At 65.9% G+C, this 23,599-nt stretch carries 20 protein-coding genes and 5 pseudogenes; 15 read left to right on the forward strand and 10 right to left on the reverse strand.

The genetic code is table 11. The annotated features are described in order from the left end of the window. Positions 1-97: 97 nt before the first annotated feature. A pseudogene (locus GKC70_RS04620) lies at positions 98-1,210 on the forward strand (5-methyltetrahydropteroyltriglutamate--homocysteine S-methyltransferase); the annotation flags it as partial. Here GKC70_RS04620 and GKC70_RS04625 read toward each other — a convergent pair. After that, positions 1,210-2,388: an acetyl-CoA C-acetyltransferase gene (locus tag GKC70_RS04625; RefSeq protein WP_029614392.1), complete on the reverse strand. Its 1,179-nt coding sequence runs from the start codon at positions 2,386-2,388 to the stop codon at positions 1,210-1,212. The pseudogene GKC70_RS04620 and the gene GKC70_RS04625 sit on opposite strands and share 1 nt — an antisense overlap. A gap of 100 nt (positions 2,389-2,488) precedes the next feature. After that, complete coding sequence (locus tag GKC70_RS04630) at positions 2,489-2,794, reverse strand: sensor histidine kinase (protein WP_342650587.1); 306 nt, start codon at positions 2,792-2,794, stop codon at positions 2,489-2,491. Between the two features lie 64 nt (positions 2,795-2,858). Here GKC70_RS04630 and GKC70_RS04635 point away from each other — a divergent pair. From GKC70_RS04635 to GKC70_RS04650, 4 genes and pseudogenes are all read left to right on the forward strand, one after another. After that, positions 2,859-3,215, forward strand: a pseudogene (locus GKC70_RS04635) (cytochrome b/b6 domain-containing protein); the annotation flags it as partial. A gap of 14 nt (positions 3,216-3,229) precedes the next feature. Beyond that, the gene (locus GKC70_RS04640) at positions 3,230-4,054 is read left to right on the forward strand and encodes a hypothetical protein (protein WP_342650588.1); all 825 of its coding nucleotides are present in this window, start codon (positions 3,230-3,232) and stop codon (positions 4,052-4,054) included. Positions 4,055-4,193: 139 nt separating this feature from the next. Next, on the forward strand, positions 4,194-5,405 hold the full coding sequence (fabV, locus tag GKC70_RS04645) for an enoyl-ACP reductase FabV (protein WP_342650589.1): 1,212 nt from the start codon (positions 4,194-4,196) through the stop codon (positions 5,403-5,405). A 160-nt stretch (positions 5,406-5,565) separates the two neighbouring features. Beyond that, entirely contained in the window at positions 5,566-6,228 is a 663-nt protein-coding gene (locus tag GKC70_RS04650) for an N-acetyltransferase (RefSeq protein WP_342650590.1), read from the forward strand. A 48-nt stretch (positions 6,229-6,276) separates the two neighbouring features. On the opposite strand, the gene GKC70_RS04655 is transcribed toward GKC70_RS04650, so the two are convergent. From GKC70_RS04655 to GKC70_RS04675, 5 genes are all read right to left on the reverse strand, one after another. After that, entirely contained in the window at positions 6,277-6,618 is a 342-nt protein-coding gene (locus tag GKC70_RS04655; protein ID WP_342650591.1) for a HopJ type III effector protein, read from the reverse strand. Continuing rightward, positions 6,611-6,907, reverse strand: coding sequence for a DUF1244 domain-containing protein (locus tag GKC70_RS04660; protein ID WP_029615006.1), 297 nt, complete (start codon positions 6,905-6,907; stop codon positions 6,611-6,613). Before GKC70_RS04660 ends, GKC70_RS04655 begins: the two co-directional genes overlap by 8 nt. Positions 6,908-6,916: 9 nt before the next feature. After that, complete coding sequence (folM, locus tag GKC70_RS04665; RefSeq protein ID WP_317871706.1) at positions 6,917-7,651, reverse strand: dihydromonapterin reductase; 735 nt, start codon at positions 7,649-7,651, stop codon at positions 6,917-6,919. A 32-nt stretch (positions 7,652-7,683) separates the two neighbouring features. Beyond that, positions 7,684-8,256: an antibiotic biosynthesis monooxygenase gene (locus tag GKC70_RS04670; protein WP_342650592.1), complete on the reverse strand. Its 573-nt coding sequence runs from the start codon at positions 8,254-8,256 to the stop codon at positions 7,684-7,686. 123 nt (positions 8,257-8,379) lie between these two features. Then, positions 8,380-8,985 (reverse strand): hypothetical protein, encoded by a 606-nt coding sequence (locus GKC70_RS04675; protein WP_039580050.1) that lies wholly within the window; start codon positions 8,983-8,985, stop codon positions 8,380-8,382. 200 nt (positions 8,986-9,185) lie between these two features. On the opposite strand from GKC70_RS04675, the gene GKC70_RS04680 reads away from it, so the two are divergent. Further along, positions 9,186-9,641 (forward strand): flavodoxin, encoded by a 456-nt coding sequence (locus GKC70_RS04680; protein WP_342650593.1) that lies wholly within the window; start codon positions 9,186-9,188, stop codon positions 9,639-9,641. 3 nt (positions 9,642-9,644) lie between these two features. Here the strand turns inward: GKC70_RS04680 and GKC70_RS04685 are convergent. Further along, positions 9,645-10,537: pseudogene (locus GKC70_RS04685) on the reverse strand (LysR family transcriptional regulator). Between the two features lie 96 nt (positions 10,538-10,633). Here GKC70_RS04685 and GKC70_RS04690 point away from each other — a divergent pair. The 5 genes and pseudogenes from GKC70_RS04690 to GKC70_RS04710 all read left to right on the forward strand — a co-directional run bounded on the left by GKC70_RS04690 (position 10,634) and on the right by GKC70_RS04710 (position 17,331). Then, positions 10,634-11,020, forward strand: a complete 387-nt coding sequence (locus tag GKC70_RS04690) for a CidA/LrgA family protein (RefSeq protein ID WP_342650594.1) — start codon at positions 10,634-10,636, stop codon at positions 11,018-11,020. Beyond that, a pseudogene (locus GKC70_RS04695) lies at positions 11,010-11,695 on the forward strand (LrgB family protein). The gene GKC70_RS04690 and the pseudogene GKC70_RS04695 overlap by 11 nt, the downstream one beginning before the upstream one ends. Before the next feature lie 188 nt (positions 11,696-11,883). Then, on the forward strand, positions 11,884-12,789 hold the full coding sequence (locus GKC70_RS04700; protein ID WP_342650595.1) for an alpha/beta hydrolase: 906 nt from the start codon (positions 11,884-11,886) through the stop codon (positions 12,787-12,789). 117 nt (positions 12,790-12,906) lie between these two features. Continuing rightward, positions 12,907-13,823 (forward strand): annotated as a pseudogene (locus tag GKC70_RS04705) (SDR family oxidoreductase). A gap of 289 nt (positions 13,824-14,112) precedes the next feature. Beyond that, complete coding sequence (locus GKC70_RS04710; protein WP_342650596.1) at positions 14,113-17,331, forward strand: hypothetical protein; 3,219 nt, start codon at positions 14,113-14,115, stop codon at positions 17,329-17,331. 1 nt (position 17,332) lies between these two features. Here GKC70_RS04710 and GKC70_RS04715 read toward each other — a convergent pair whose 3' ends face one another. Then, a complete protein-coding gene (locus GKC70_RS04715; RefSeq protein WP_342650597.1) occupies positions 17,333-18,112 on the reverse strand; it encodes an IclR family transcriptional regulator in 780 nt (259 codons plus the stop codon). Between the two features lie 193 nt (positions 18,113-18,305). Here GKC70_RS04715 and hmgA point away from each other — a divergent pair, with 193 nt between their 5' ends. The 3 genes from hmgA to maiA are packed head-to-tail and all read left to right on the forward strand — an operon-like array spanning position 18,306 to position 21,543. Continuing rightward, positions 18,306-19,607: a homogentisate 1,2-dioxygenase gene (gene hmgA, locus GKC70_RS04720; protein ID WP_304484583.1), complete on the forward strand. Its 1,302-nt coding sequence runs from the start codon at positions 18,306-18,308 to the stop codon at positions 19,605-19,607. Positions 19,608-19,610: 3 nt separating this feature from the next. Continuing rightward, complete coding sequence (gene fahA, locus GKC70_RS04725; protein ID WP_342650598.1) at positions 19,611-20,903, forward strand: fumarylacetoacetase; 1,293 nt, start codon at positions 19,611-19,613, stop codon at positions 20,901-20,903. 13 nt (positions 20,904-20,916) lie between these two features. Continuing rightward, complete coding sequence (gene maiA, locus GKC70_RS04730) at positions 20,917-21,543, forward strand: maleylacetoacetate isomerase (protein WP_342650599.1); 627 nt, start codon at positions 20,917-20,919, stop codon at positions 21,541-21,543. A 1-nt stretch (position 21,544) separates the two neighbouring features. On the opposite strand, the gene GKC70_RS04735 is transcribed toward maiA, so the two are convergent. Further along, on the reverse strand, positions 21,545-22,351 hold the full coding sequence (locus tag GKC70_RS04735) for a tetratricopeptide repeat protein (RefSeq protein WP_029614663.1): 807 nt from the start codon (positions 22,349-22,351) through the stop codon (positions 21,545-21,547). A 224-nt stretch (positions 22,352-22,575) separates the two neighbouring features. Between GKC70_RS04735 and GKC70_RS04740 the strand changes: the two genes are divergently transcribed. Continuing rightward, positions 22,576-23,595, forward strand: a complete 1,020-nt coding sequence (locus tag GKC70_RS04740; RefSeq protein ID WP_342650600.1) for a Glu/Leu/Phe/Val dehydrogenase dimerization domain-containing protein — start codon at positions 22,576-22,578, stop codon at positions 23,593-23,595. The last annotated feature ends 4 nt before the right edge of the window (positions 23,596-23,599 follow it).

Consider the following 23,599-nt stretch of genomic DNA (forward strand, 5'->3'; position numbering starts at 1 on the left):
GAAAAGTGAACTTGATCTCAAATTTTGTGAGTTTGTCTCACGTTCTGCGTACCGCCAGAATTTGCTTCATCGAATTTTCCACGGCAGGGGTAGGACAATGGCACTGGCACACAACCTGGGTTTCCCACGCATCGCACATGATCATGCGTTGCAAAAAGCCTTGGACGCCTTCTGCGCGGGTGAGTTGGATGAGGCCGGCCTGCGTGCCGTCGGTCGCACGCTGCGCGCCAGCCACTGGCAGGCGCAGAAGGACGCCGGTATCGAGTTGCTGCCGGTCGGCGACTTCGCCTGGTATGACCCAGTGCTGACCCATTCGCTGGCCTTCGGTGTGATCCCCGAGCGTTACGGTCAGGCGCAAGGCGCTGCCCCGACCTTGCACACCTTGTCCGACCTGGCCCGTGGCGCTGCCCATGGCCAGGACACCACCCAGTGGTTCGATACCCCTCACCACTACGTGGTCCCGCAATTGAGCGCTGACCAGCGTTTCGCCCTGAGCTGGGAGCCGTTGTTCGAGGAGGTCGACGAAGCCAAGGCCCTGGGTCATGCGGTAAAACCCGTGGTGCTCGGCCCCTTGACCTACCTGTGGCTGGGCAAGGCCAAGGACGCCGGGTTCGACACGCTCGAACTGGTCGATCGCCTGCTGCCGCTGTACGACGACATCTTCAATCGCCTGGCTGCCCAAGGCGTGGAATGGGTACAGATCGACGAGCCGATCCTGGGACTGGACCTGCCCCAGGACTGGAAGAATGCCTACGAGCGCGTTTACAACATCCTGCAACGCGCACCGCTGAAAAAGCTGGTGGCCACTTACTTCGACGGGCTTGCCGGCAACCTGGGGCTGGCCGCCAACCTGCCGGTCGATGGCCTGCACATCGATCTGGTGCGCGCCCCTGAGCAGTACCCGACCGTCCTCGACCGTCTGCCGGCTTACAAGGTGCTGTCGCTGGGAGTGGTCGACGGCGGAAACGTCGGTGCCTGCGACCTGGACAACGCCTTCGAGGTGCTGCGCCATGCCGCCGAGCGCCTGGGCGACCGACTGTGGGTGGCGCCGTCGTGCCCGCTGCTGCACGGTGCGCTGGAGCAGGGCGATGACCCCTGCGTCGATTCGAAAAGCGCGCTGGCCTTTGCCGTGCAGAAATGCCGGGAAGTGGTGCAACTGGCCAAGGCCGCCAGCGCCCCGGAGCTGGCGGTCCTGCAGAAGACGGCGGCCTAGCGCTGCAGCGTCAGCGCCACGCCTTGGCCACCGCCGATGCACAGGGTGGCCAGACCTTTCTTCGCGTCACGCTTGATCATCTCGTGCAGCAGGGTCACCAGCACCCGGCAGCCCGAGGCGCCAATGGGATGGCCCAGGGCGATGGCGCCGCCGTTGACGTTGACCTTCGCGGCGTCCCAGCCCAGTTCCTGACCCACCGCCAGGGCCTGGGCGGCGAAGGCTTCGTTGGCTTCGATCAGGTCGAGGTCCGCCAACTGCCAACCGGCTTTGTCCAGGCAGCGACGGGTCGCCGACACCGGGCCGATGCCCATGATCGCCGGATCCACCCCGGCGCTGGCGTAGCCACTGATGGTGGCCAGCACCGGCAGACCCAGCGCCTGGGCTTTTTCCACGCTCATCAGCAGCACCGCAGCGGCGCCATCGTTCAGGCTCGAAGCGTTGCCCGCGGTGACGCTGCCATCGGCTTTGAACGCCGCCCGCAGTTTGCCCAGCGATTCGGCCGTGGTGCCGGGGCGCGGTTGCTCGTCGGTGTCGAACACCCGCGGTTCGCCTTTGCGCTGAGGAATGTGAATGGGCGTGATCTCGTCCTCGAAGCGCCCGGCTTCGATGGCCGCCAGTGCTTTGCGCTGGGACTCGGCGGCAAAGGTGTCCTGGGCCTCGCGGCTGATGCCGTATTGGCTCACCAGGTTCTCGGCGGTGATGCCCATGTGGTAGTCGTTGAAGGCGTCCCACAGGCCGTCGGTGATCATGCTGTCGACCAGTTGACCGTGACCCATGCGCTGGCCGGTGCGTGCTGAGGGCAGCACGTACGGCGCCAGGCTCATGTTCTCCTGACCGCCGGCGATCACCACCTCGGCATCGCCGCAGCGAATCGCTTGGGCCGCCAGGTGCACGGCCTTCAGGCCCGAGCCGCAGACCTTGTTCAGGGTCAGTGCCGGCACCGCGTGGGGCAGGCCAGCCTTGACCGCCGCCTGGCGCGCGGGGTTCTGCCCGGCGCCTGCGGTGAGTACCTGGCCGAGGATCACCTCGTCGACCTGCGCCGGGTCCAGGCCGGTCTGGGCCAGCAGGCGCTGGATCACCGCAGCGCCCAGGTCGACGGCCGAGACGTTGGCCAAGGCCCCTTGGAAGCTGCCGATGGCAGTGCGGGTGGCGGCGACGATGGCGACTTCTTTCATTGTTGTTCTCCGCAGACGGTGAAGGATGGCACAGCATCCCTGGCGGGCGCTGATTTGAGAAGTTTGTTTTTCTTTGCCATTGATCGGCTTTGCAAATGAATCAGCTCGGCACCCGCACGCGCACGCCGAAGCCGCCGCCCTCGCGGTTGAAGAACTCCAGTGCGCCATCGAGCTGGTCGATCACCAGCGCCACGATCGTCAGCCCCAGGCCGGCGCCGGCCGGGTTGTTGGCGCTGTAGAAACGGTCGCTGAGGCGGGTGAGCGCTTCGCTGGCGACGCCGGGGCCTTGATCGAGCACCTGCAACTCGGTCCAGCCCGGCTGGCGGCGCAAGGTCACGGTGATTTCGCTGCCGGGCGGGCTGAATTGCAGCGCGTTGCCCACCAGGTTCTGCAGCATCACGGTCATGGCCGTCGGGTCGGCGTGTACCGGGCTGGGGCCGTCTTCGTCCAGCACCAGCTCCACGTCGCGGCGTAGCGTCCGCTGGGCCGACTTCTGGCCCACGCCGGCGCGCCTGGCGGACCATGCCAAGGCCTTGCTGCGCGGGCAACCGTTTCACCGCCTGGGCCATTCGCCGATTGGCGCGTTGGTGATGCTGGCGATGCTCGGCTGCATCGGCGGTCTGGGCCTGAGCGGCTTTCTGATGCGCGAAGTGGACGCGCTGTGGGGCGCGGACTGGCCGGCCAACCTGCATGCCTGGCTGGCCGACGGACTGTTGGTGCTGGTGTGCGTGCACCTGCTGGCGGCGCTGGTGGAGAGCCTGCGTTTGCGCGAGAACCTGCCGCTGTCGATGCTCACCGGCCGTCGCCGCGTGCCTGACGATCACTGACCGCGAGAGCCTTCATGTCGATGTTCTTCACCTTCATTCGGCGCAATGACAGCGCCGCCGCTTGGCTGCGCCTGCTCGTCCTGGCCAGCCTGAGCTGCGTGCTGCTGCTGGCCGACGATTTCATCCAGCAACGGTTCAGCCCCAACAACCGCGCCGAACTCGAGGCCGGCTGGGTGGCCGGGCTGTGGGTGTTCTGCCTGGTCCTGTGGCTGTGCAACCTGCGCGGGCTGGTGGTGGCGATCCTGTCGGTATTCGCCGGCATGCAACTGCTGCAACTGGCCAACATCAGCTTTTTCGGCGAGCCGCTGAGCGCCATCGACATCCGCAGCCTGCTGCGCGAGCCTGGCGAAGTCAGGCAGACCGCCTGGCACAGCCTGGGCGCGCACTGGCATGCGGCGTTCAGCGTGCTGTTGCCCTACAGCCTGCTGATCGCCCGCTTCGACCAGCTCGACGGCGAGCGCTACCTGGTGATCACCGGCGACCACGGCCAGCGCCTGGGCGAGAACGGCCAGTGGGGGCACAACGACCTGGTGCCGGAAGTCAGCGACGTGCCGATGATCGTCATCAGCCGCGACGCGCCGCAGCAGGCGCTGGAGGCGCTGAAGCGCGAACGCTGGATCAGCCACTACGAGATCGGCAAGTGGTTGGCGGCTCGGCTCGGTACGCGCATCGACAACCCCAACCTGCGCGCCAACGAGCATTTCGTGCACGGCAAGCTGCTGTTCAGCGACAACTTCATCCAGCCGGTGTGCGAAACCCCGGCGGGGCTGGTGCACCTGCCGCCGATGCAATTGAGTCAATGGCTGGGCAAGGCGCGGCTGCAGGGCTGTGGTTCGTGAGCAGGGCATCGGGCATGGAATCTCGCCCAGGCACTCCGTAATATGTGTCGGATAACCTGTGGGGGTAGTCTCACCCCCTGATCGAACGGAATCGCCCTCGACGGCGCTTCCCCAGCATAAACCTGACGAGGTACAGACATTGGCCATCATTCATCCCAAGGTACGCGGTTTCATCTGCACCACGACTCACCCTAAGGGCTGCGAGCTCAACGTCCGTGACCAGATCGAAGCCACCCGCAAACTGGGCGTGCGCGAGGATGGTCCGAAGAAAGTTCTGGTGATCGGCGCCTCCAGTGGCTATGGCCTGGCCGCGCGCATCACCGCAGCCTTCGGCTTCAAGGCCGACACCCTGGGCGTGTTCTTCGAAAAACCAGGCACCGAGACCAAGGCCGGGACCGCTGGCTGGTACAACGCCGCCGCGTTCGATAAATTCGCCAAGGCCGACGGCTTGTACAGCAAGTCGATCAACGGTGACGCGTTCTCCGACGAGGCGCGGGCCAAGGTCATCGAGCTGATCAAGAACGAGATGGGCGGCAAGGTCGACCTGGTCATCTACTCCCTGGCCTCGCCTGTGCGCAAACTGCCGCAGACCGGCGAACTGGTGCGCTCGGCGCTCAAGCCGATCGGCCAGCCGTACAAGTCGACCGCCATCGACACCAACAAGGACAGCATCATCGAGGCCAGCATCGAGCCGGCCACCGAGCAGGAAATCGCCGACACCGTCACCGTCATGGGTGGCCAGGACTGGCAGCTGTGGATCGACGCCCTGAGCGGCGCCGACGTGCTGGCCGAAGGCGCGCGCACCGTGGCCTTCAGCTACATCGGCACCGAGATCACCTGGCCGATCTACTGGCACGGCGCCCTGGGCCAGGCCAAGCAGGACCTGGACGAGACCGCACTGCGCCTGGACAAGAAGCTGGCCGCCGACGTGAAGGGCGGGGCCAACGTGGCCGTGCTCAAATCGGTGGTCACCCAGGCCAGCTCGGCCATTCCGGTGATGCCGCTGTACCTGTCGATGGTGTTCAAGATCATGCAGGAGAAGGGCGTCCACGAAGGCACCCAGGACCAGCTCGACCGCATGTTCCGCGATCGCCTGTACCGCGCCGATGGCACCCCGGCCGAAGTCGACGAAAAGGCGCGTCTGCGTCTGGACGACTGGGAACTGCGCGATGACGTGCAGGACGCCTGCAAGGTCATGTGGCCACAGGTGACCACCGAGAACCTGTTCGAGCTGACCGACTACGCCGGTTACAAGAAGCAGTTCCTCAACTTGTTCGGCTTCGAGCGCGCCGATGTCGACTACGACCAGGACGTGGTCACCGACGTGCGTTTCGACTGCGTCGAGCTGTAAGCCAGACGACCGCCGCGCCGCCACATCTGGCGGTGCGGCGGCGCTTATTTTTGAAATACCTTGTAACAACTTCCCTGGCAATGCCTGCCGCTTCCCTTGACCTCCCTGTTCTATACAGCAGCTACTGGCCGCTCATTTTGCGCGGGCCACAGGAGTATGCATGGGCGTATTAGAAAAACTACAACAGCGCATTCGTCAGAAAGGCTTCAAGCGTGTGTGCAAGACCCTCTTCGAGCGCTACGTCTTCTTTCACTGGGAATTACTCTGGACCGAACGTGACCTGACCACGCCGGCGCCTGAACACCGGCTACGCGCCCATCCCCCCGTCACCCGACTCGAAATCACACCGGACAACGTCGAGGCATTCGCCGCCAACTTTGGCGATCGCGTGCAGACCATGGCCGAGCTGGCCCGGGAGGGGCATACGGGTCTGATGTACGTGGACGAGCAAGGGCAGGCGGTCGCTTTCATCTGGGCCAGTACCGGCGACTACCACGACCGCCATTACTACGGCTGTACCTTCGCCATCGAGCCGGGCGAATACTTCCAATTCGGCGGCGAGATGACCCGGCGCTACTTCGGCAGCGAACTGTCGGTGACCGCCCAAGCCGATATGTGGCAGCTCATGCACGACAGGGGCTACCGCAAGCTGGTGGATGTGGTGGAGACGCACAATGTGCCGGCGATGAAGATGCACCTGCGCATGGGCTACCGCGAGCAGGGCCGGGTGACCCATATCTACGGGCTGTTCGGGCGCTGGAAGTTCTCCCGGCAGACGCGCTATCGCGGGGCGCGCCTGGAGGCGTTGCGCACCCCGGGGTGACGCGGCCGCTGTCGTCCGGTTGAGGGGACAGCCGCCGCGCTTGCCGCCTCAGGCGTTGCGCGTGAGCGGCGGCGCTTCGAAGGTCACGCCGGCCAGGCCGTGGACCATCAGTGCGCGAATGTTGGCGTGGTCGCTGCCTTCGGGCGTGGCCAGCACGCTGCGGTAGTGCTCGCCGAACGCCAGCAGCGCTTCCTGGTCGCTCAGACCTTCGAGCAGGGCCAGGCCGAGGGTTTTGCACGAACCTTCATTCTGCCCGGCGGCGCTTTTCACGCCACCGTTATCGAAGGCCTGGGGCTGGTACTGGTAGTTCGCGGCGACGAAGGCCAGGGTGTCGGCGAAGGCATGTTCGCCGCTGGCCAGACGGCCACGCAGGGTGTTCAGGTCAGTCACGGGGTTTTCCTTGTTCGAACGCCGCTTTCTGCTCGGCGCTGGCTTCTTTCTGGTGGAGGGCTTTCCACTCGGCATAGGGCATGCCGTAGACCGCCTCGCGGGCGTCGTCCAGGCTCAGCTCCACCTGGCGCTCGTCGGCGGCGGCCTTGTACCACTTGGACAGGCAGTTGCGGCAGAAGCCGGAGAGGTTCATCAGGTCGATGTTCTGCACGTCGGTGCGCTGTTGCAGGTGATCGACCAGGCGCCGGAAGGCGGCGGCTTCGAGTTCGAGTTGCTGTTGCTCGGTCATGGTCTTGCCTCAGGTCATGCGGTTCTTCAGATGGCGGCCACCGTTGATGACCACCTGGCTGCCGGTGCTGTACTGGCTGTCGAGCAGGAACATCACCGCCTCGATCAGCGGCTGGGCGCCGGGTTCGAATTCCAGCAGGGCCTTTTTCAGGGTCTGCTGGCGATACTGTTCGTCGCCGCCCTCCTTGAGGATCAGCAGGCCGGGCAGGATACCGTTGACGCGCACCGTGGGCGCGTACTTTTCGGCGAACGACAGCACCATGTTCTGCAACGCAGCCTTGGTGGCGGCATAGCCGATGTGGCTCTTGCTGCCGCGCGAAGAGGTCTCGTCGCAGATGTGGATGATGTCGGCCTTGTCCAGCTTGGCCAGGTGCTCGCCGAGGGCCAGGTTCAGGTGGTAGGGCGCCTCGACGTGCAGGCGGAACATGGTGTCCAGGCTCTGCAGGTCGTCGTCCAGCCACAGCGACGCATTGTGGATGATCGCGCGCAGTCCGTCGTAGTGCTGCTGCAGGTGCTCGATCAGCGCCAGGCGGTCGGCTTCGCGGGTGAGATCGGCCTGGAATTGCCGGATGTTCGGGTGAGCCGCCTGTGGCTGCAGGCGGCGGCTGGCGCTGACCACCTGATGGCCGGCCTCGGCCAGCGCCAGCGCCAGGGCCAGCCCGACGCGCTGGCTGGCTCCGGTGATGAGGATTGGGCTGTTCATGTGCGGGGCAGTCTGTTCGTCCGTTCGTTCGGGCCCCAGCATACCCGAACTGTGCAGGCTTGCGAGTCGCCCGCTCAGCGGCTGCGCAGGCCGTCGCGCGGTGCCTGCGGCGTGCGGCGCGGCGCATGCAGCCACGCGGCCAGCAGCCGAGTGGACAGTGGGATGAACAGGTACACCATCAAGGGCGTCAGGGCCAAGGTGCTGACCAGCACGCGTGGCAGCAAGGGCAGCGGCGCCAACCAGTGGCCGAACAGCAGGTTGAACAGCAGCGACACTGGGAAGAACGCCAACCAGATGGCCGTGGCCTGCTTCCAGCGCGGCGGCGTGCGCACTGTTTCGGTGCCGAACCAACCCTCGATGCCGCTCACGCGCCGCTCTTCGGGGCGCTCGAACAGCCCGTCGCCGCGTTGCAGCCAGGCTCGCCGCGAGGCCGAGTGCTCCCAGGCGTGCAGGGTGGGCTCGTCGCTGAAGCGAAAGATGATCTGGAAGGCGTCGTGCTCGGCGGGCGGGGCGAGGATGCCGGAGCCGAGGTAGCCGGGAAAGTCGGTGGCCAATTGCTCGCCTTCGTGCAGCCAGGCCAACAGGTCCTGGTAGCGGCCATCGGCGGCGCGGCGCGACACCATGAGGGTGACGGGTACGGTAGACATCGTGTATCTCCTGACGACGGGGCTGGCGGGTAGCCGGCCCCTGGCCTGTGCCCGGGGTGGTGGGCGACACAGGCTGGTATGCAAGAATCGGGCGCGGAGTATGACAGCCGTCGAGGTGATCGGTCAGGCCGAGGTGCGGGCGTTCAATTCGGGATGCGCCTGCAGGATGTATTCGCGCAGTCGGTCAATTTCATCAGGCGCGCTGTGGGCCAGGTCGTAGGCCGCCAGGTCGGCGTCGATGCACCGGCGCAGCGTGCCGATCAAGGCGATCGGTTGCAGCCCGCACGGGGCGAAGAACAGCTCGAAGCGAGCCGGTGGCGGGCGCTTGCCGCGCACTTCCAGCAGCACCCCTTTGAACGAGATGTCGCGGACCCACAGCGTGCTGGACTTGCCCTGTGCATCGAGCAGGGCCGTGGGTGGGTCCAGCGACAGGCGCCAGGGCCGCAGCCTGGGGCCTTCTTCGTAGATTTCCGGGGAGCCCAGTTGCAGGTGCACCGCGTGGAATTCGTCCTCGACCAATTGCAGGGGAATGCTGATTTGCTGGTTGTCCAACTGCGCCTGCAACGTAACCTGCTCGCTGGCCACCAGGCGGGTGAGCAATTGCTGCAGGCGCGGGTCGCCGTTGACCAGCAGGCTCGCGCTAGGCGCTGGCTGGTTCAACTGCGGCACATGCTGCATGTCCTGGATGAAATCCAGCTCATCCTGGGTGAGGAGGGCGTCGGCTGGCATGATCGGGCTCGAATCAGGCGTGTTCACGGAGTTTTACGCAGCCATGGACTGAAAATGCTGGCAAAGGTTCAGGCCGCTGGACAGGCGGTCATCGCGCTCGCCCCCCCCTACCCGGCCTGAATGACCGGCAGTATTAGGCATTTTCCCGGCGTCGAGTGCTAGTATCCTACGCTTTTACTCGGTTTCGGAATCCTCTGTTGATGAAAGTCGCCATTATTTCCGGCTCGGTGTACGGCACCGCCGAAGAAGTTGCCCGCCACGCTGAATCGCTGCTCAAGGCCGCCGGTCTTGAGGCCTGGCATGCCGCCCGCGCCAGCCTCGACGACCTTCGCGGCTTCGCGCCCGAAGCCTTGCTGGCCGTAACCTCGACCACCGGCATGGGCGAGTTGCCAGACAACCTCATGCCGCTGTATGCCACCCTGCGCGATGTGCTGCCCGGCGAATGGCGCGGGCTGCCAGGCGCGGTCATCGCCCTGGGCGACTCCAGCTACGGCGACACCTACTGCGGCGGCGGCGAGCAGATGCGCGAACTGTTCGCCGAACTGGGCGTGCACGAAGTGCAGCCCATGCTGCGCCTGGACGCCAGCGAGACAGTAACCCCGGAAGCGGATGCCGAGCCGTGGCTGGCGCAACTGGCGGCGTTGCTCAAAGGTTGATCTTCAGCGGTCCGCCAGCGGCCCACGCTCGCGCACCAGGTCCAGCCAGGCCTGCGCGGCGTGCGACAGGTAAGCGTCTTGGCGCCAGATGAAGGCGATGTCCCAACGCAGGTGATCCGGTGCCAGCAGCGGCAGGCGTACCACGCCATCGCGCTGCAGGCGGCGGGCGACCACGCTGGGCAGCAGTACCACGCCCTGGCCAGCGGCGACCAAGGCGGCGAGGAAGTCGGCCTGGCCGCTGCGCCCCCTTCCTTGGGGGTGAAACCGGCCTGCTGGCAGGCGCTGAGCAGCTTGTCATTGAGCATGAAGCTGCGGTCGTAGAGCAGGAACGGTGTGTCTGCCAGCTCGCTCAGCGTTACCCCATCGCGCCCGGCCAGGGCATGCCCGGCCGGCAGCAGCGCGTCGAGCGGTTCATTGCAGAACGGCTGGCGAGCGAACGCCGGATCGCTCGGCGTGACGCTGCCGCCCAGCTCCAGTTCGCCACTGCGCACGGCCTGTTCGACGATACGGCTGCCCCCTTCGATCAACTGCACGCGGATGTTCGGGTAGCGCCGCCGGTACTCGGCGAACAGGCTGGCGAACAGGGCTTCCCCGCCGATCACCGGCAAGCCCAGGCGCAGTTCGCCGCGGGCCAGTTGGCTGAGGTCGTCGAGTTCGGTGAGTAATGCCTGGCGCCCACGCCACAGGGCTTCGCCACGCTCGAGCACGATGCGCCCGGCGGCCGTGAGGTGAAGTTGCGAGCCCTGGCGTTCCAGCAGGGGCTGGCCGAGATCGGCCTCAAGCTGTGCCACCTGCTTGCTCACCGCCGACTGACTGATATGCAGCGTCAGCGCGGCCTGGGTGAAGCCGCCTCGATTGACCACCTCGATGAAGCTGCGGAGCTGTTTGAAGTCCATCTTATGAATTCCATTTTGGAATGGCAGGCAGTCTAACAATTCGCTTCTGGCCTGGGCAGCGGCTTTCTACAATGCGCGCATGTCGAGGATCCCACTATGAATCTTTCCCGCTGCACCCCGTTGTTGCGCCTGCTCGGCGAACTCGCCGTGCTGTTCGTGCTGTACCTGATCGGCGGCCGGTTGGCAGCCTGGTCCGGCTGGCCAATTCCGGCCGGTGTCATGGGCATGGCGCTGCTGCTGGTGCTGTTCGCCATCGGCGCCGTGCAGCCCGGCACCTTGCAGCGTGGCGCCGGCTGGCTGATGGCGCAGATGCTGCTGTTCTTCATCCCTGCGCTGATGAGCCTGCTCGATTACGGCAGTCTGGTGCGCAGCGAGGGATGGCGGATTCTACTGGTAATCTCCTTGAGCACCTTGGTGGTGATGGTGGTCACCGCTGCCACGGTGGAACTGGTGTGCCGCTGGAGCCTGCGCCATGAATCTTGAGCCGATGTCGCTATTCTGGCTGGCGCTGACCTTGCTGGCCTACCTGTTCAGCCGCTGGCTGTACGGGCGCACCGGGCGCTACCTGCTGTCGCCGCTGGTGCTGGTGCCGGTCCTGCTGTTGGCGGTGGCGGTGCCGCTGCACACCGCGTATGCCGACTATGCGCGCGACACCCAGTGGCTGGTCGGCGTGCTCGGCCCAGTGACGGTGGCCTTCGCTGTGCCGATCTGGCAGCAGCGGGCGATGCTGGCCCGGCACTGGCCGGCGCTGTTGCTGGGGATGCTCGCCGGTAGCCTGGCCTCGATCGGCAGTTCCTGGGGCCTGGCGCATCTGTTGGCGCTGGACGATGCGGTCAGTCGTTCGTTGCTGCCGCGCTCGATCACCACGCCCTTCGCCATGCCGATGGCCACGACCTGGGCGGGGTGCCGGAACTGACGGCTGTGTTCGTGCTGTTCACCGGCGTGCTCGGGGCGCTGTTCGGCGGCGTGTTGCTTAAGGTGCTGCCGCTGCGCACGCCCTTGGCGCGAGGCGCCCTCTATGGCGTTGGCGCCCACGGCGCCGGGGTCAGCCGCGCCCATGAGGTGGGTGGCGAAGAGGGCTCGGTGGCGGGGCTGGTGATGGTGCTCACCGGTCTGCTCAACTTGTTCGCCGCGCCTTTGCTGCTGCACCTGCTGTGACCGTTCGTGCCACTGTCCCGCACGGTCATCAAGCTGGCTGCCAAGGCGAGTTCCGCCGCGTGAGGGCCTGACTAGACTGGGCTTCGACACAGAGAGCACATGCAAGTGCCGAGGTGCAATGCAATGAACGCAGCCTTGTCGTACACCTTCATCGACACCGTCATTACCTGACCAGCGGGACTATTCCGATGCCTTTGGCCGAGATTCCATTGTGCGTCTGGCGTACCCGTGGGCGCAGTTTCACCTTTCGGGGCCAGGGCATTCGTTATTGGACAGCAGGGCAGGGCGCGCCCTTGTTGCTGCTGCACGGATTTCCTACCGCCAGTTGGGACTGGCACTACCTGTGGGCACCCTTGGCGCAGCGCTTTCGCGTGGTGGCGTGCGACATGCTGGGCTTCGGCGATTCGGCCAAACCGCTCGATCACCGCTACAGCCTGATCGAGCAGGCCGACCTGCAACAGGCGCTGCTCGAGCACCTGCGCATCGTCCAGCCGGTACACTTGCTGGCCCACGACTATGGCGGCAGCGTCGCCCAGGAACTGCTGGCGCGTCACCACGAAGGCCGGGCGAACATCGCCAGTTGCGCCTTGCTCAACAGCCCGTTGTTTCCCGAACTGTGCCCTTCGCCGCTGATCCACAAGTTGCTGCTCAGTCCGCTGGGCTGGCTGGTGGCGCGCTCGTTCGGGCGTGACGACCTGGTCGACACGGTCAGCCAGTTGTACGGACCGTGCACGCACCTCAGCGAAAGTGCGCTGGACGACTGCTGGAGCCTGCTGCTGTCCAACCGTGGCACACGCATTCTGCACAAGCTGATGACTTGGGTGCCGGAGCGTCATCGATACCGGCAGCGCTGGGTGGACGCGTTGCAAGCGCCAGGTGTACCGCTGCGGCTGATCCAGGGCGCGGTCGATCCGCTGCACGGCGCGCGCGTGGTGGAGCGCTACCGGCAATTGCTGCCCGAGGCCGACGCCGTGTTGCTGCCGGGCATCGGCCACTTCCCGCATACCGAGGCGCCGGCGCAGGTGCTGCGTCATTACCTGGCGTTTCGCAAGCAGCCGCTGAAGTGGCTGCCGCAGCGGGTGGCCTGGTCCTGAGCGCGGCGATCATCGCTGGGTGTTATCGACGGTCATTCAGGGCGGGTGCGCTTGATTGTCCGTCGCCCGGTGCTGACCGACACTCCAGGCTTTCCTGTCCTGCCTGGAGCCATGAGCATGAGCGAGCCGATCAGCCTGCAAGACCGTGTGGTCATCGTCACGGGGGCCGGCGGCGGCCTGGGCCGGGCCCACGCCCGGCTGTTCGCTGCGCGTGGGGCACGGGTGGTGGTCAACGACCTGGGCGGTTCCACCCACGGCGAAGGCGCCAGCGCCTCGGCAGCCGACCGCGTGGTCGAGGACATTCGCGCTGCGGGCGGTCAGGCGGTGGCCAACCACGACTCGGTGACCGACGGCGCGCGCATCGTCGAGCAGGCCCTGGACAGCTTCGGACGCCTCGACGTGCTGGTGAACAACGCCGGCATCCTGCGCGACAAGACCTTCCACAAGATGGACGCGGCCGACTGGGACCCGGTGTACCGCGTCCATGTCGAAGGTGCCTATCGAGTGACCCATGCCGCCTGGCCGCACCTGCGCGGGCAGAACTGGGGTCGGGTGATCTTCACCGCGTCCACCTCCGGCATTTATGGCAACTTCGGTCAGGCCAATTACGGCATGGCCAAGCTCGGCCTGTACGGCCTGACCCGCACCCTGGCACTGGAAGGACGCAAGCACGGCATTCTGGTCAATGCCATCGCCCCTACTGGGGGACGCGCATGACCGAGGGTCTGATTGCGCCGCAGGTGTTCGAGCGGCTGCGGCCCGAGTTGGTCAGTCCGCTGGTGGTGTATTTGGGCAGCGAACAGTGCCAGGACAGCGGCCAGTTGTACGAAGTGGGCGGTGGATGGGTGGGCAAGGTGCGCTGGGAGCGTAGCCTGGGGGTGGGTTTCGACCCGAACGCTGGCTTTACCCCGGAACAGGTGGCCGAGCATTGGGCGCAGATCGGCGATTTCGACGGCGCCGTACACCCTGAAGACAGCTTGCAGGCGTTGCAGCAGATGATGGCCAACCTTGAGCGCTATCCCGCCGATCAGTAGCGCCGCGAAGACGAAAAAAAAGCCGCTGCACGGGCAGCGGCCAATCGAGACGTCAGATCAAGGAGCTTCAAAATCAACGTCGGTGAACCTGGGACAGGCGAACGACGGAGGGGGATGGTGCCGTTCGCGCGACCCAACGAGGCGCAGGATAAGCCTCTGATCCATCGGGAAAAATAGCGTCTTGCGACATTCACCTTTACCTCTGGGGTAAAAGTCAGGCAGCGCTTCCCGACTGACTCCTGGCGGCGCCGTGCTCACCATCGCGACTTTCCACAGCGGAGCGTCGGCGATGATTGATTCACTCGGTTTCGAGCTTTTTCCCCAAGGGCCTGATGGTCAGGCGGCGGTCGACGCGCAGGCGCCGCGTGAGGACCTGCTGCTGGAGCTGGCCAGGTGCTGCTTGCAGATACAGCGCTGTTTGCGTACCGCCCCCCATCTGCACACGATCGCTCCAGCACTGGAGGGCGTCGAAGGCCTGGACGCTGCGCGGTCAGGTCGCAGCGCCGCGCTGGCGCAGTGGTGGGCAATTCACTCGGTGGTCAAGCTGGACACCGCCTCGTTGGCGTCGCTGCTCCTGCGCCTGGTCGATCTCGAAGCGTTGACGTTCGTGCACACCCGCCAGAGCGAACGCGAGGCTGTCGAGGCGTTGCTGCTGACCCGGGGAGAGGCCTGCGAGTTGCAACGGGTGTGGTTGGTGGCGGGCGAGCAACGCATTGCACTGCCGGGCACCTATGCCGGTCTCCCTGACTCGGCGCCCGACGCGGCGCCGACCGATCTGCTGGTGCACTGCGTGGCCACCGGCGTGTGGTTCGATGCTCAACCCAAGCGCGTGGCCCGGCGCCTGCGGGCCGCGTTGTTGAAGGGGGGCGTTTGGTTCGAACTGCTGAGCGAGACCAATCGGGAACAACTGCGGGACGCGCAGGAGTGCGACCTGGAATTCGAGCCTCTGGAGCGTTCGCTGTACAAGGCGGTGGTGGAGGATCTGGGTCAGGTGCAGGCGATGCTGTCGAGCAGGGCGTTGCAACGGCATGCCGACATCGTCCAGACGGTCGCCCAGTGGGATGCCGCCGCGCGCCTAGATGCGTTCGTCGCCCAGGCGCAGCAGTATGCCGCCGCACAGATGGCCGCCTATCGCCACAGCCTGCTGCCGCAATGGCGGCGCAACCTGCGCGGCGGTGACCTAGAGCGCTATGTCCAGCTCGAACAGCAAATGCTGCAGGCCGAGCAGCAGTGTGTCGCACACCTGGGGACGCTGGCCAGTGTCGATGCCTACGCACAGCAGGCCGTGTCCGATTACCTGCAGAAGCACCTGGCGCTGACCCTGGACCCTGCGACGGTGCAGCTTGAGATCGAGCGTCGGTTCGCCACCACCGACGCAGGCGACGGCAGTGGGCGCACGACGCTACTGCACTGGGCGTTGCGCGGCGGCTACCGGGGCGAGCGCCTGGCGGTTAAGGTGCTCGACCCGCTGCTGGCATCGGCCCTGGACGTCGCCAGCGTACAGCGCATGATCGACACCCTCGATTTGCGCGTGCGTTACATCGAGGCGGTCAAGCAGTTGTATCAGCACGAAAAGACCCAGCTCGACGTGCAGGCGGCCATTGCTGCACGTCTGGCGCTGGCCAGTTGCGCGGCGCGATTCCAAGGTGCGGCTGCCCCCGCCTGCGACCTGATCGAGGCCGCCATCGCCGACCAGATGGCGCAGCGGGGCATCAAGGCCGGGCTGCTGCGCATCGATCAGGCGACGTCCGCGCTCAAGCACCTGCTGTACCTGACCGATGGCAGCACGCATTTGCTTTACGCGCCGGGTTCACCCGATGGCGATTTTCTCGTCTACCCATCGTTCACGGCGCTGTCCTTGGCCGTGGGAGGCTGGACGGCCCAGGCATCGGGGGTCGAGTACCTGGTGGAGCAGTCGGCGCTGGCTGACCGCGAGGCGCTGTCGCGCCAGCTTGCCGAGGTCGTTCGCAAACCGACGCTGTGGACGTCGCAGACCGTCAACGTGCATTGGATCGATTCACAGACGTGGTCGCAGGTGCTACGGGCCGTGTGCGCGCGACGCTGCCAGGCCATGCCCGAGGATCTGCTGGCGGCAACGCCACAGTGGTATCTCGAGGCGAGCGTCGCGCTGCGCCAAGCGCTCGGCGATACCGATCAAGAGCTGGAACAGGTGTTGGCGGTGTACCGCCTCGCGACGCCCTTGGTCAGTTTCCAGGACTACGCCCGGCACGAGGTGAGCCAGTACATCAATAGCTTGCCCGGCAATCGTGCCGGACGCATCGACCCGGACAAGGTGACCGTGCATTTGGACGAGGATCGCAGCCTGAGCCTCACCGAGTTGGTCATAAAAGGCCATGACACCGGCTACAACTTCGCTCAGTTTGCGCGAATCGATTTCACCACCCAGCTTGGCCAGGATGTCTCGCACTTGGATCGCGTCGTGCTGGCCAGCTATGTGCGCAGCGCCAGGCTCGGTGAACGCTACATCGAGTTGCTCAAAGGTCGCTACCTCGACCCGGCGGCGCCGGGCTACACCCGCCAGCGTGAGCTGCACCGGTTGCTGGTGTCGCTAAAGATGCGCCGCGACCTGCTGTGTCAACGGATGCAGGGGCAGATCCCGGAACAGGTCGCCGGTTGGCTGCTCGAGGGCGTCGAGAGTCTGGCCACGGCGCAGATCGCCGACGACTTCGCGGTGGTCGACTTGAGGCTGGACGGCTGTCGGATCGAAGGCGCCTACCGGTTGTACCGCGCCTCCAAACCCGAGGCCGGGGAAGCGCTCTACCTGCCAGACGTCGCCCAGGGTCCGGCCTATCGTTCCCGAACGCACTTGGCCCAACGCTGGCGCGAAGATCGGCTGGGCGATTATTTCTACGCCCGTGCCTCCTGGCGCAATCAGCCCAGGATCGGCAGCCTGCATCAACGGTTCATGCGCGACGGTGATGGGGGCCACGACGTGCTGATGCGCGCCATTCAGGCTTACCGGGATGAGCCGTTGCGCGACCTGGCCGACGATCTGGCGCCCCGTGTGCGGCGTCTGATCGCCGATGCCGATCGCCATAGCACCAGCGTGGCGGAGCGGGTCTCGTCGCTGGTGGTCGAGTGGGTGATCGTCGCGGCGGGGCTGCTGACCATCCCTATTCCGCCAGCAAACATGCTGGTGGGCATCGGGTGCGCGGTGAGGTCGTTCTTCAGTGCGGGGCAAGCCTGGAAAGATGGCGACCGTGCCGCGTTCTACACCCGACTGGGCGTGGGCGCGCTGGGGCTGTTCGCTTCCAGCGGCGCCTTAGGGCGGGTGCTCGGCCGCGTGTCGCAGTCCTTGCGCGGCCTGTTGGGCCATCAACCGCAGGCGCCGAGCATCGTGGTGAAAAAGGTGCCGTACGGCAAATGGATCGTGCAACTGGCGGACGACTTCGGTGCGGATACTGCCTCGGAGGTGCTGCCCGCCCTGTACGACGGTTTCGACGACGAATTGCTCAAGCTGGTGGAGCTCAAGACCTGGACCACTTGAGTCAGCGAGGCTCGAAGCCCATGCGCCGACTCACTGCCTGAGTAGCCTGGAGCAATTGCACCGCGGCCGGCCCTGCGGCATCGGCATGGAACATGGAGGTGGGGCCGACCACGGTCATCACCGCGGTGATCTGGCCGAGGGCGTTGAACACCGGGGCCGACAGGGCATCGACCCCCGGCATCAGCAAACCGTGGACGTGGTGCAGGCCTCGTTCACGGATCTGCGCCAACGGCTCGACGTAGTCTTCGACGCGTTGCCCCAGTAGGGCCAATTCCCGGTCGCGCAACTCGAGGGTTTCGCGTTCCGGCAAGTGCGCGGCGAACACCAGGCCGGTGGACGAACTGAGCAGCGGCAGCACCGAGCCGATCTGAGTGACCACGGTGACCGCACGTACCGCCGGCTCGATGTTGACCACCGTCGCGCCCTGGTTGCCCCACACGGCGATGAAGCAGCTTTCGTTCAGTGCATCGCGCAGGTCGGACAAGGGCCGCGCGGCCACCTTGAGCACGTCGATGCTGCCCAGCGCCGCCAGCCCCACGCGCAGGGCTTCGCGGCCCAGGCCGTAATGGTTGGTGACCGGGTCCTGTTCGGCGAAGCCGCTGGCGATCAGCGCCTGGAGGTAACGGTGGACCTTGCTCGCTGGCATCTGCACGTGCTCGGCCAGGCGCGACAGCGCGGTGGAGGGCGACAGCTCGGCCAGGGCCTTGAGGATGTCGGTGCCGACTTCGGCCGAACGCACTTTCTGCTTGGGGTTGTCGGGAGCGGGCGTGTCTTTGGCCATTGTCGGGCGGGTCCGGGAGTCGTCGTGGCGCCTTTATAGCTTGACGCGGGCGTAGCGGCAAATTACGTTATTCGTAATTGGATTACGATAAAAATAATTTTCCAGGGCGTGGGTTGCGCCAACAGTGCTCGGGCTGTGCCGAGCCGAAGCGACACCGCCCGCCAGCGACGGCTCCCCGAGCCCGGAGGCCCTGATGACCCGCGACACCTCTGCCGATCTCACCTACCTGAGCGGCTTCGGCAACGAGTTCGCCAGTGAAGCGCTGCCCGGTGCCCTGCCGGTCGGACAGAACTCGCCGCAGAAAGCGCCCTACGGCCTGTACGCCGAACTCCTGTCCGGCACCGCGTTCACCATGCCGCGCAGCGAACTGCGTCGCACCTGGCTGTATCGCATCCGACCTTCGGCGCTGCACCCACGCTTCGAGCGCCTTGAGCGCCAACCCCTGGCTGGCCCGCTCGCACCTGGCAATCCCAATCGCCTGCGCTGGAATCCTCAGCCGATTCCCGACGCGCCCACCGACTTCATCGAAGGCTGGCGACCCATGGTGGCCAATGCCGAGGCCAGCAGCCCTGCTGGCGTGAGCATCTACCTGTATACGGCCAACCGCTGCATGGACCGGGTGTTCTTCGACGCCGACGGCGAGTTGCTGCTGGTGCCGCAACAGGGCCGATTGCGCATCGCCACCGAGCTGGGTGTGTTGCAGGTCGAGCCGCAGCAGATCGCGGTGATCCCGCGCGGCATGAAGTTTCGTGTCGAACTGCTCGACGGCCAGGCCCGCGGCTACATCGCCGAAAACCACGGCGCGCCGCTGCGCTTGCCCGACCTGGGGCCGATCGGCAGTAACGGTCTGGCCAACCCGCGTGATTTCCTCACGCCGGTGGCGCACTACGAAGACCGCCAGGCGCCGGTGCAACTGGTGCAGAAATTCCTCGGCGAGCACTGGGCGTGCGAGTTGCAGCACTCGCCGCTGGACGTGGTCGCCTGGCACGGCAGCAACGTGCCGTATCTGTATGACCTGAGGCGTTTCAACACCCTGGGCACCGTCAGCTTCGACCATCCGGACCCGTCGATCTTCACCGTGCTGACCTCGCCCAGCAGCGTGCAGGGCCTGGCCAACCTGGACTTCGTGATTTTCCCGCCGCGCTGGATGGTGGCCGAGAACACCTTCCGCCCGCCGTGGTTCCACCGCAACCTGATGAACGAGTTCATGGGCCTGATCGACGGCGCCTACGACGCCAAGGCCGAAGGCTTCCTGCCCGGCGGGGCTTCGTTGCACGGGGTGATGAGCGCCCACGGTCCAGATGCCGAAACCTGTGACAAGGCCATCGCTGCCCAACTGGCGCCGCACAAGATCGAACAGACCATGGCCTTCATGTTCGAGACCAGCCAGGTGCTGCGACCCAGCCAGCAGGCCCTCGACAGCGCGCAGCTGCAAACCGACTACGACCGCTGCTGGGCAAGCCTGCCGAGCACCTTCAACCCGAACCGGAGATGACCGATGAACCAAACCGCCATGGCCCGTAGCTGGGTCGAACACGCCAACGGGCATCGCGATTTCCCCCTGCAGAACCTGCCGTTGGGCATTTTCAGCCCAGCGGGCCAGACGCCACGCTGCGGCGTGGCCATCGGTGATGCAATTCTCGATCTGGAGGCGGTGCTGGCCCTGGGCCTTCTGGAGGGGGAGGCCAAGGCGGCCGTCGAGGCCACCCGAGGCGGTGCGCTGAATGCCTTCTTCGCCCTGGGTCGAGGGCCGCGCGTGGCCTTGCGGGAGCGTTTGCAGGCATTGCTGGGCGAACACAGTGCGCATCAGCAGGCGCTGACCAGCGCGTTGCATGCGGCGCACGCGTGTCAGATGCACCTGCCGGCCAAGGTGGGTGACTACACCGATTTCTACGTGGGCATCGAGCATGCCCGCAACGTCGGCAAGCTGTTCCGCCCAGACAACCCGCTGCTGCCCAACTACAAGCATGTGCCGATTGCCTACCATGGCCGTGCGTCCACCCTGCGCCCGTCCGGTACCCCTGTGCGCCGTCCCAAGGGTCAGACCTTGCCGGCCGGGCACAGCGAACCGACCTTCGGTCCCTGTGCACGGCTGGACTATGAGCTGGAACTGGGCATCTGGATCGGCCAGGGCAACGAGATGGGCCAGGCCATCGCCATTGGCGATGCCGCCGAGCACGTGGCGGGCTACTGCCTGCTCAACGACTGGTCGGCGCGCGACATCCAGGCCTGGGAGTACCAGCCGCTCGGTCCGTTTCTGTCCAAGAGTTTCATCACCACGCTGTCGCCCTGGGTGGTGACGGCCGAGGCCCTGGCGCCGTTCCGCAGCGCCCAGGCACCGCGTCCGCAAGGCGATCCGCAGCCGCTGCCGTACCTGTACGACGAACGCGACCAGGCCCAAGGTGCCCTGGACATCGAGCTGGAAGTGCTGCTGCTCACCGAGCGCATGCGCGACGAAGGCCTGCCGGCCCATCGCCTGACCTTGAGCAACAGCCGCAGCATGTACTTCACCGTGGCGCAAATGGTCACCCACCACAGCGTCAATGGCTGTCAGTTGCAGCCGGGCGATCTGTTCGGTTCCGGCACCTTGTCGGGCGCCGAGCCCGGCTCGTTCGGCAGCCTGCTGGAGATCACCGAGGGCGGCAAGCAGCCGGTGCAACTGGCCAGCGGCGAGGTGCGCACATTCCTCGAGGACGGCGACGAGATCATCCTGCGTGCCCGTTGCAGCCGTGCAGGCGCTGCCAGCATCGGCTTCGGCGAGTGTCGCGGCAGGATCGTCGCGGCCAACTGAGGAGGGCAGGGCGATGCAACTGTTCACCTACTACCGCTCCACTTCGTCGTATCGGGTGCGCATCGCCCTGGCGCTCAAAGGCCTTGGCTATCAGGCGCTGCCGGTCAATCTGCTGCAGGGCGAGCAGCGCGGCGCCGACTACCTGGCACTCAACCCGCAGGGCCGGGTGCCGGCGCTGCGCTGCGACAGCGGCGCGCTGTTGGTGCAGTCGTCGGCGATCATCGAGTACCTGGAAGAGTGCTTTGCCGACCCTGCGTTATTGCCCCAGGGTGCCGAGGCACGCGCCAGGGTACGCGCTGTGGCCGCGCTCATCGGCTGCGACGTGCATCCGCTGCACAACGTCAGCGTGCTCAACCACCTGCGTCAGCTCGGCCATGACGAGGCGCAGGTCAAACAATGGATCAGCCACTGGATCAGCCAAGGGTTGGCGGCGGTGGAACGGCTGATCGGCGATGAGGGCTTCTGCTTCGGTACGGCGCCGGGGCTGGCGGATGTGTACCTGCTGCCACAGGTGTACGCGGCTGAGCGATTCGAGGTCGACTTGGCGCCGTTTGCGCGCATTCTTCGTGTCGCTGCCCTGGCTGGGCAGCATCCGGCATTCATCGCCGCGCATCCGGCGAATCAAGCCGATACGCCTTGAATCAGTGGATCGAGCGCGTGGCCGTGGGCAGTTGTCCGAGGCGATCGCTGAGTTTCAGGCGCTGCATCGGATCATCGGTCAACAGCAGCGCGTGCTCCAGGTCGAAGCGCTCGGCCTGGGGACAATCCAGTTGCTGGTAAAGCGCGGCGCGGGTCAGGTAGTCGGTGACCTGTACCGGCCCCAACTGCATCACCCGCTCGGCATCGATCAGCGCGGCCAGGGGCTTGTCGTTGCTGATGTGCAACTGGCGCAGGTTGCGTGACAGGCGCTGCAACATCAGCGCTGGCGTGGCGCCGCGCAGGTGCTCGGCGCTCAGGGTCGTCTGCGGACCGTACTGGCGGGCCAGCAGTTCGCGGCAGTCGTTGGGGTACAGGCGTCGGCCACCGCAGGGGTCGAGCAGATGATCCGCCCCCGGCACCCGCAGCAGGAAGTGGCCGGGGAAGTTCACGCCTTCCAGCGGAATCGACAAGCGTCGTGCCAGCTCCAGCGTCAGAATCGCCAGCAGCAACGGCTGGCCGCGTCGGCGCTGTAGCACGTTGTCCATCAGCGCAGCCTGAGGCCGCAGCGGATGGAACTCGTCCTGCTGGAAACCCAGGGCACTGAGTTGGCGCAACAGCGGCTGAGCCAGCTCGACCACTGGCAGCATCGGCAGGCGGGCATTGATGTCCTGATACAGGCCGTTGAATTGGCTGATGCAGGCAGGCACATCCACGTCGCGGTGGTGCTCCGCGGCGATCCACAAGGTGGCTTCCAACAGGGCGACCGGTGAGCGGTCGAGGCAGGCCAGGCAGGCGTGACGTGGGTTCATGGGACTTCTCCGCACACACAAATGCCCTGTCTCGAACATCCGCGGTTTCAGTTGGGCCGAGTGGCTTGGGGGGAAGCGGTCACTGGCAAACCTGAGCAGCACATGTTCGAGACAGGACACTTGAGGTGTAGCCTCGGTAGGCGCGTTCGTCCAGTGGTCTGGCCGACGCCCGGGCGATGGCGAACTGCCTATACTGGATGAGCACCGCGAAGGGGAGCCCGTCGATGTTCGCGCTCATGCAAAGCACCCGCACCCAGTCCCTGCACCTGTGGACCGATCCGGACACGGGCCTGAAGGCCGTGGTGGCCATCCACAGCCAGCACCTGGGACCGGCATTGGGCGGCTGTCGCTACCTGCCTTACGCCGATGAGCAGCGTGCACTGAGCGAGGCGGTGCAACTGGCGCAGGTGATGAGCTACAAGGCGGCGTTGGCCGGTTTGCCGTTCGGCGGGGGCAAGGCGGTCATCCTGCGCAATGTCCATGTCGAGAATCGGGCGGCGTTGTTCGAGGCATTCGGGCGCTTCGTCGACACCCTGCAAGGGCGTTTCATCACGGCGGTGGACAGCGGGACGTCCGTTCAGGACATGGACTGCATCGCCCGAGCCACGCCCCATGTCAGCAGCACGACAGCCTGTGGCGATCCTTCGCTGCACGCAGCGTTGGGGGTGTTCGCAGGCATTCGCGCCACGGCCATGGCGCGCCTGGGCAGCGACAACTTCGAAGGGCTGCGGGTGGCCGTGCAGGGCTTGGGCAACGTGGGCTATGCACTGGCCGAGCAACTGCATGCGGCCGGCGCCGAACTGCTGGTCAGCGACCTGGACCCCGGGCGGGTGAGGCTGGCGGTGGAGCAGCTCGATGCGCACCCCGTGGCGCACGACGCGCTGATCAGCACGCCCTGTGACCTGTTCGCACCCTGTGGTGTCGGACCGGTGCTCAATGCACAGAACGTGATGACCTTGCGCTGCGCAGCGGTGGCCGGTGCCGCCAACCAGCAACTGGCCGACTTGCAGGTGGCCGACCGACTGGAGACGCGCGGGATTCTCTACGCGCCGGAGTATGTGATCAACGCCGGTGGCCTGATTCACGTGGCCCTGACCCACCGTGGCGCCGACCCACGCACCATCACCGCGCATCTGGCCCGCATTCCCGAGCGGCTGACCGAAGTGTTCGCCCACGCCCAAGCCGAAAAACGCTCGCCTGCGCGCGTGGCGCACTGGCTTGCCGAGCGGCTGTTGTATGGGTGAGATT

This window comes from Pseudomonas sp. REB1044, assembly GCF_038813925.1.
Classification (GTDB): Bacteria; Pseudomonadota; Gammaproteobacteria; order Pseudomonadales; family Pseudomonadaceae; genus Aquipseudomonas; species Aquipseudomonas boreofloridensis.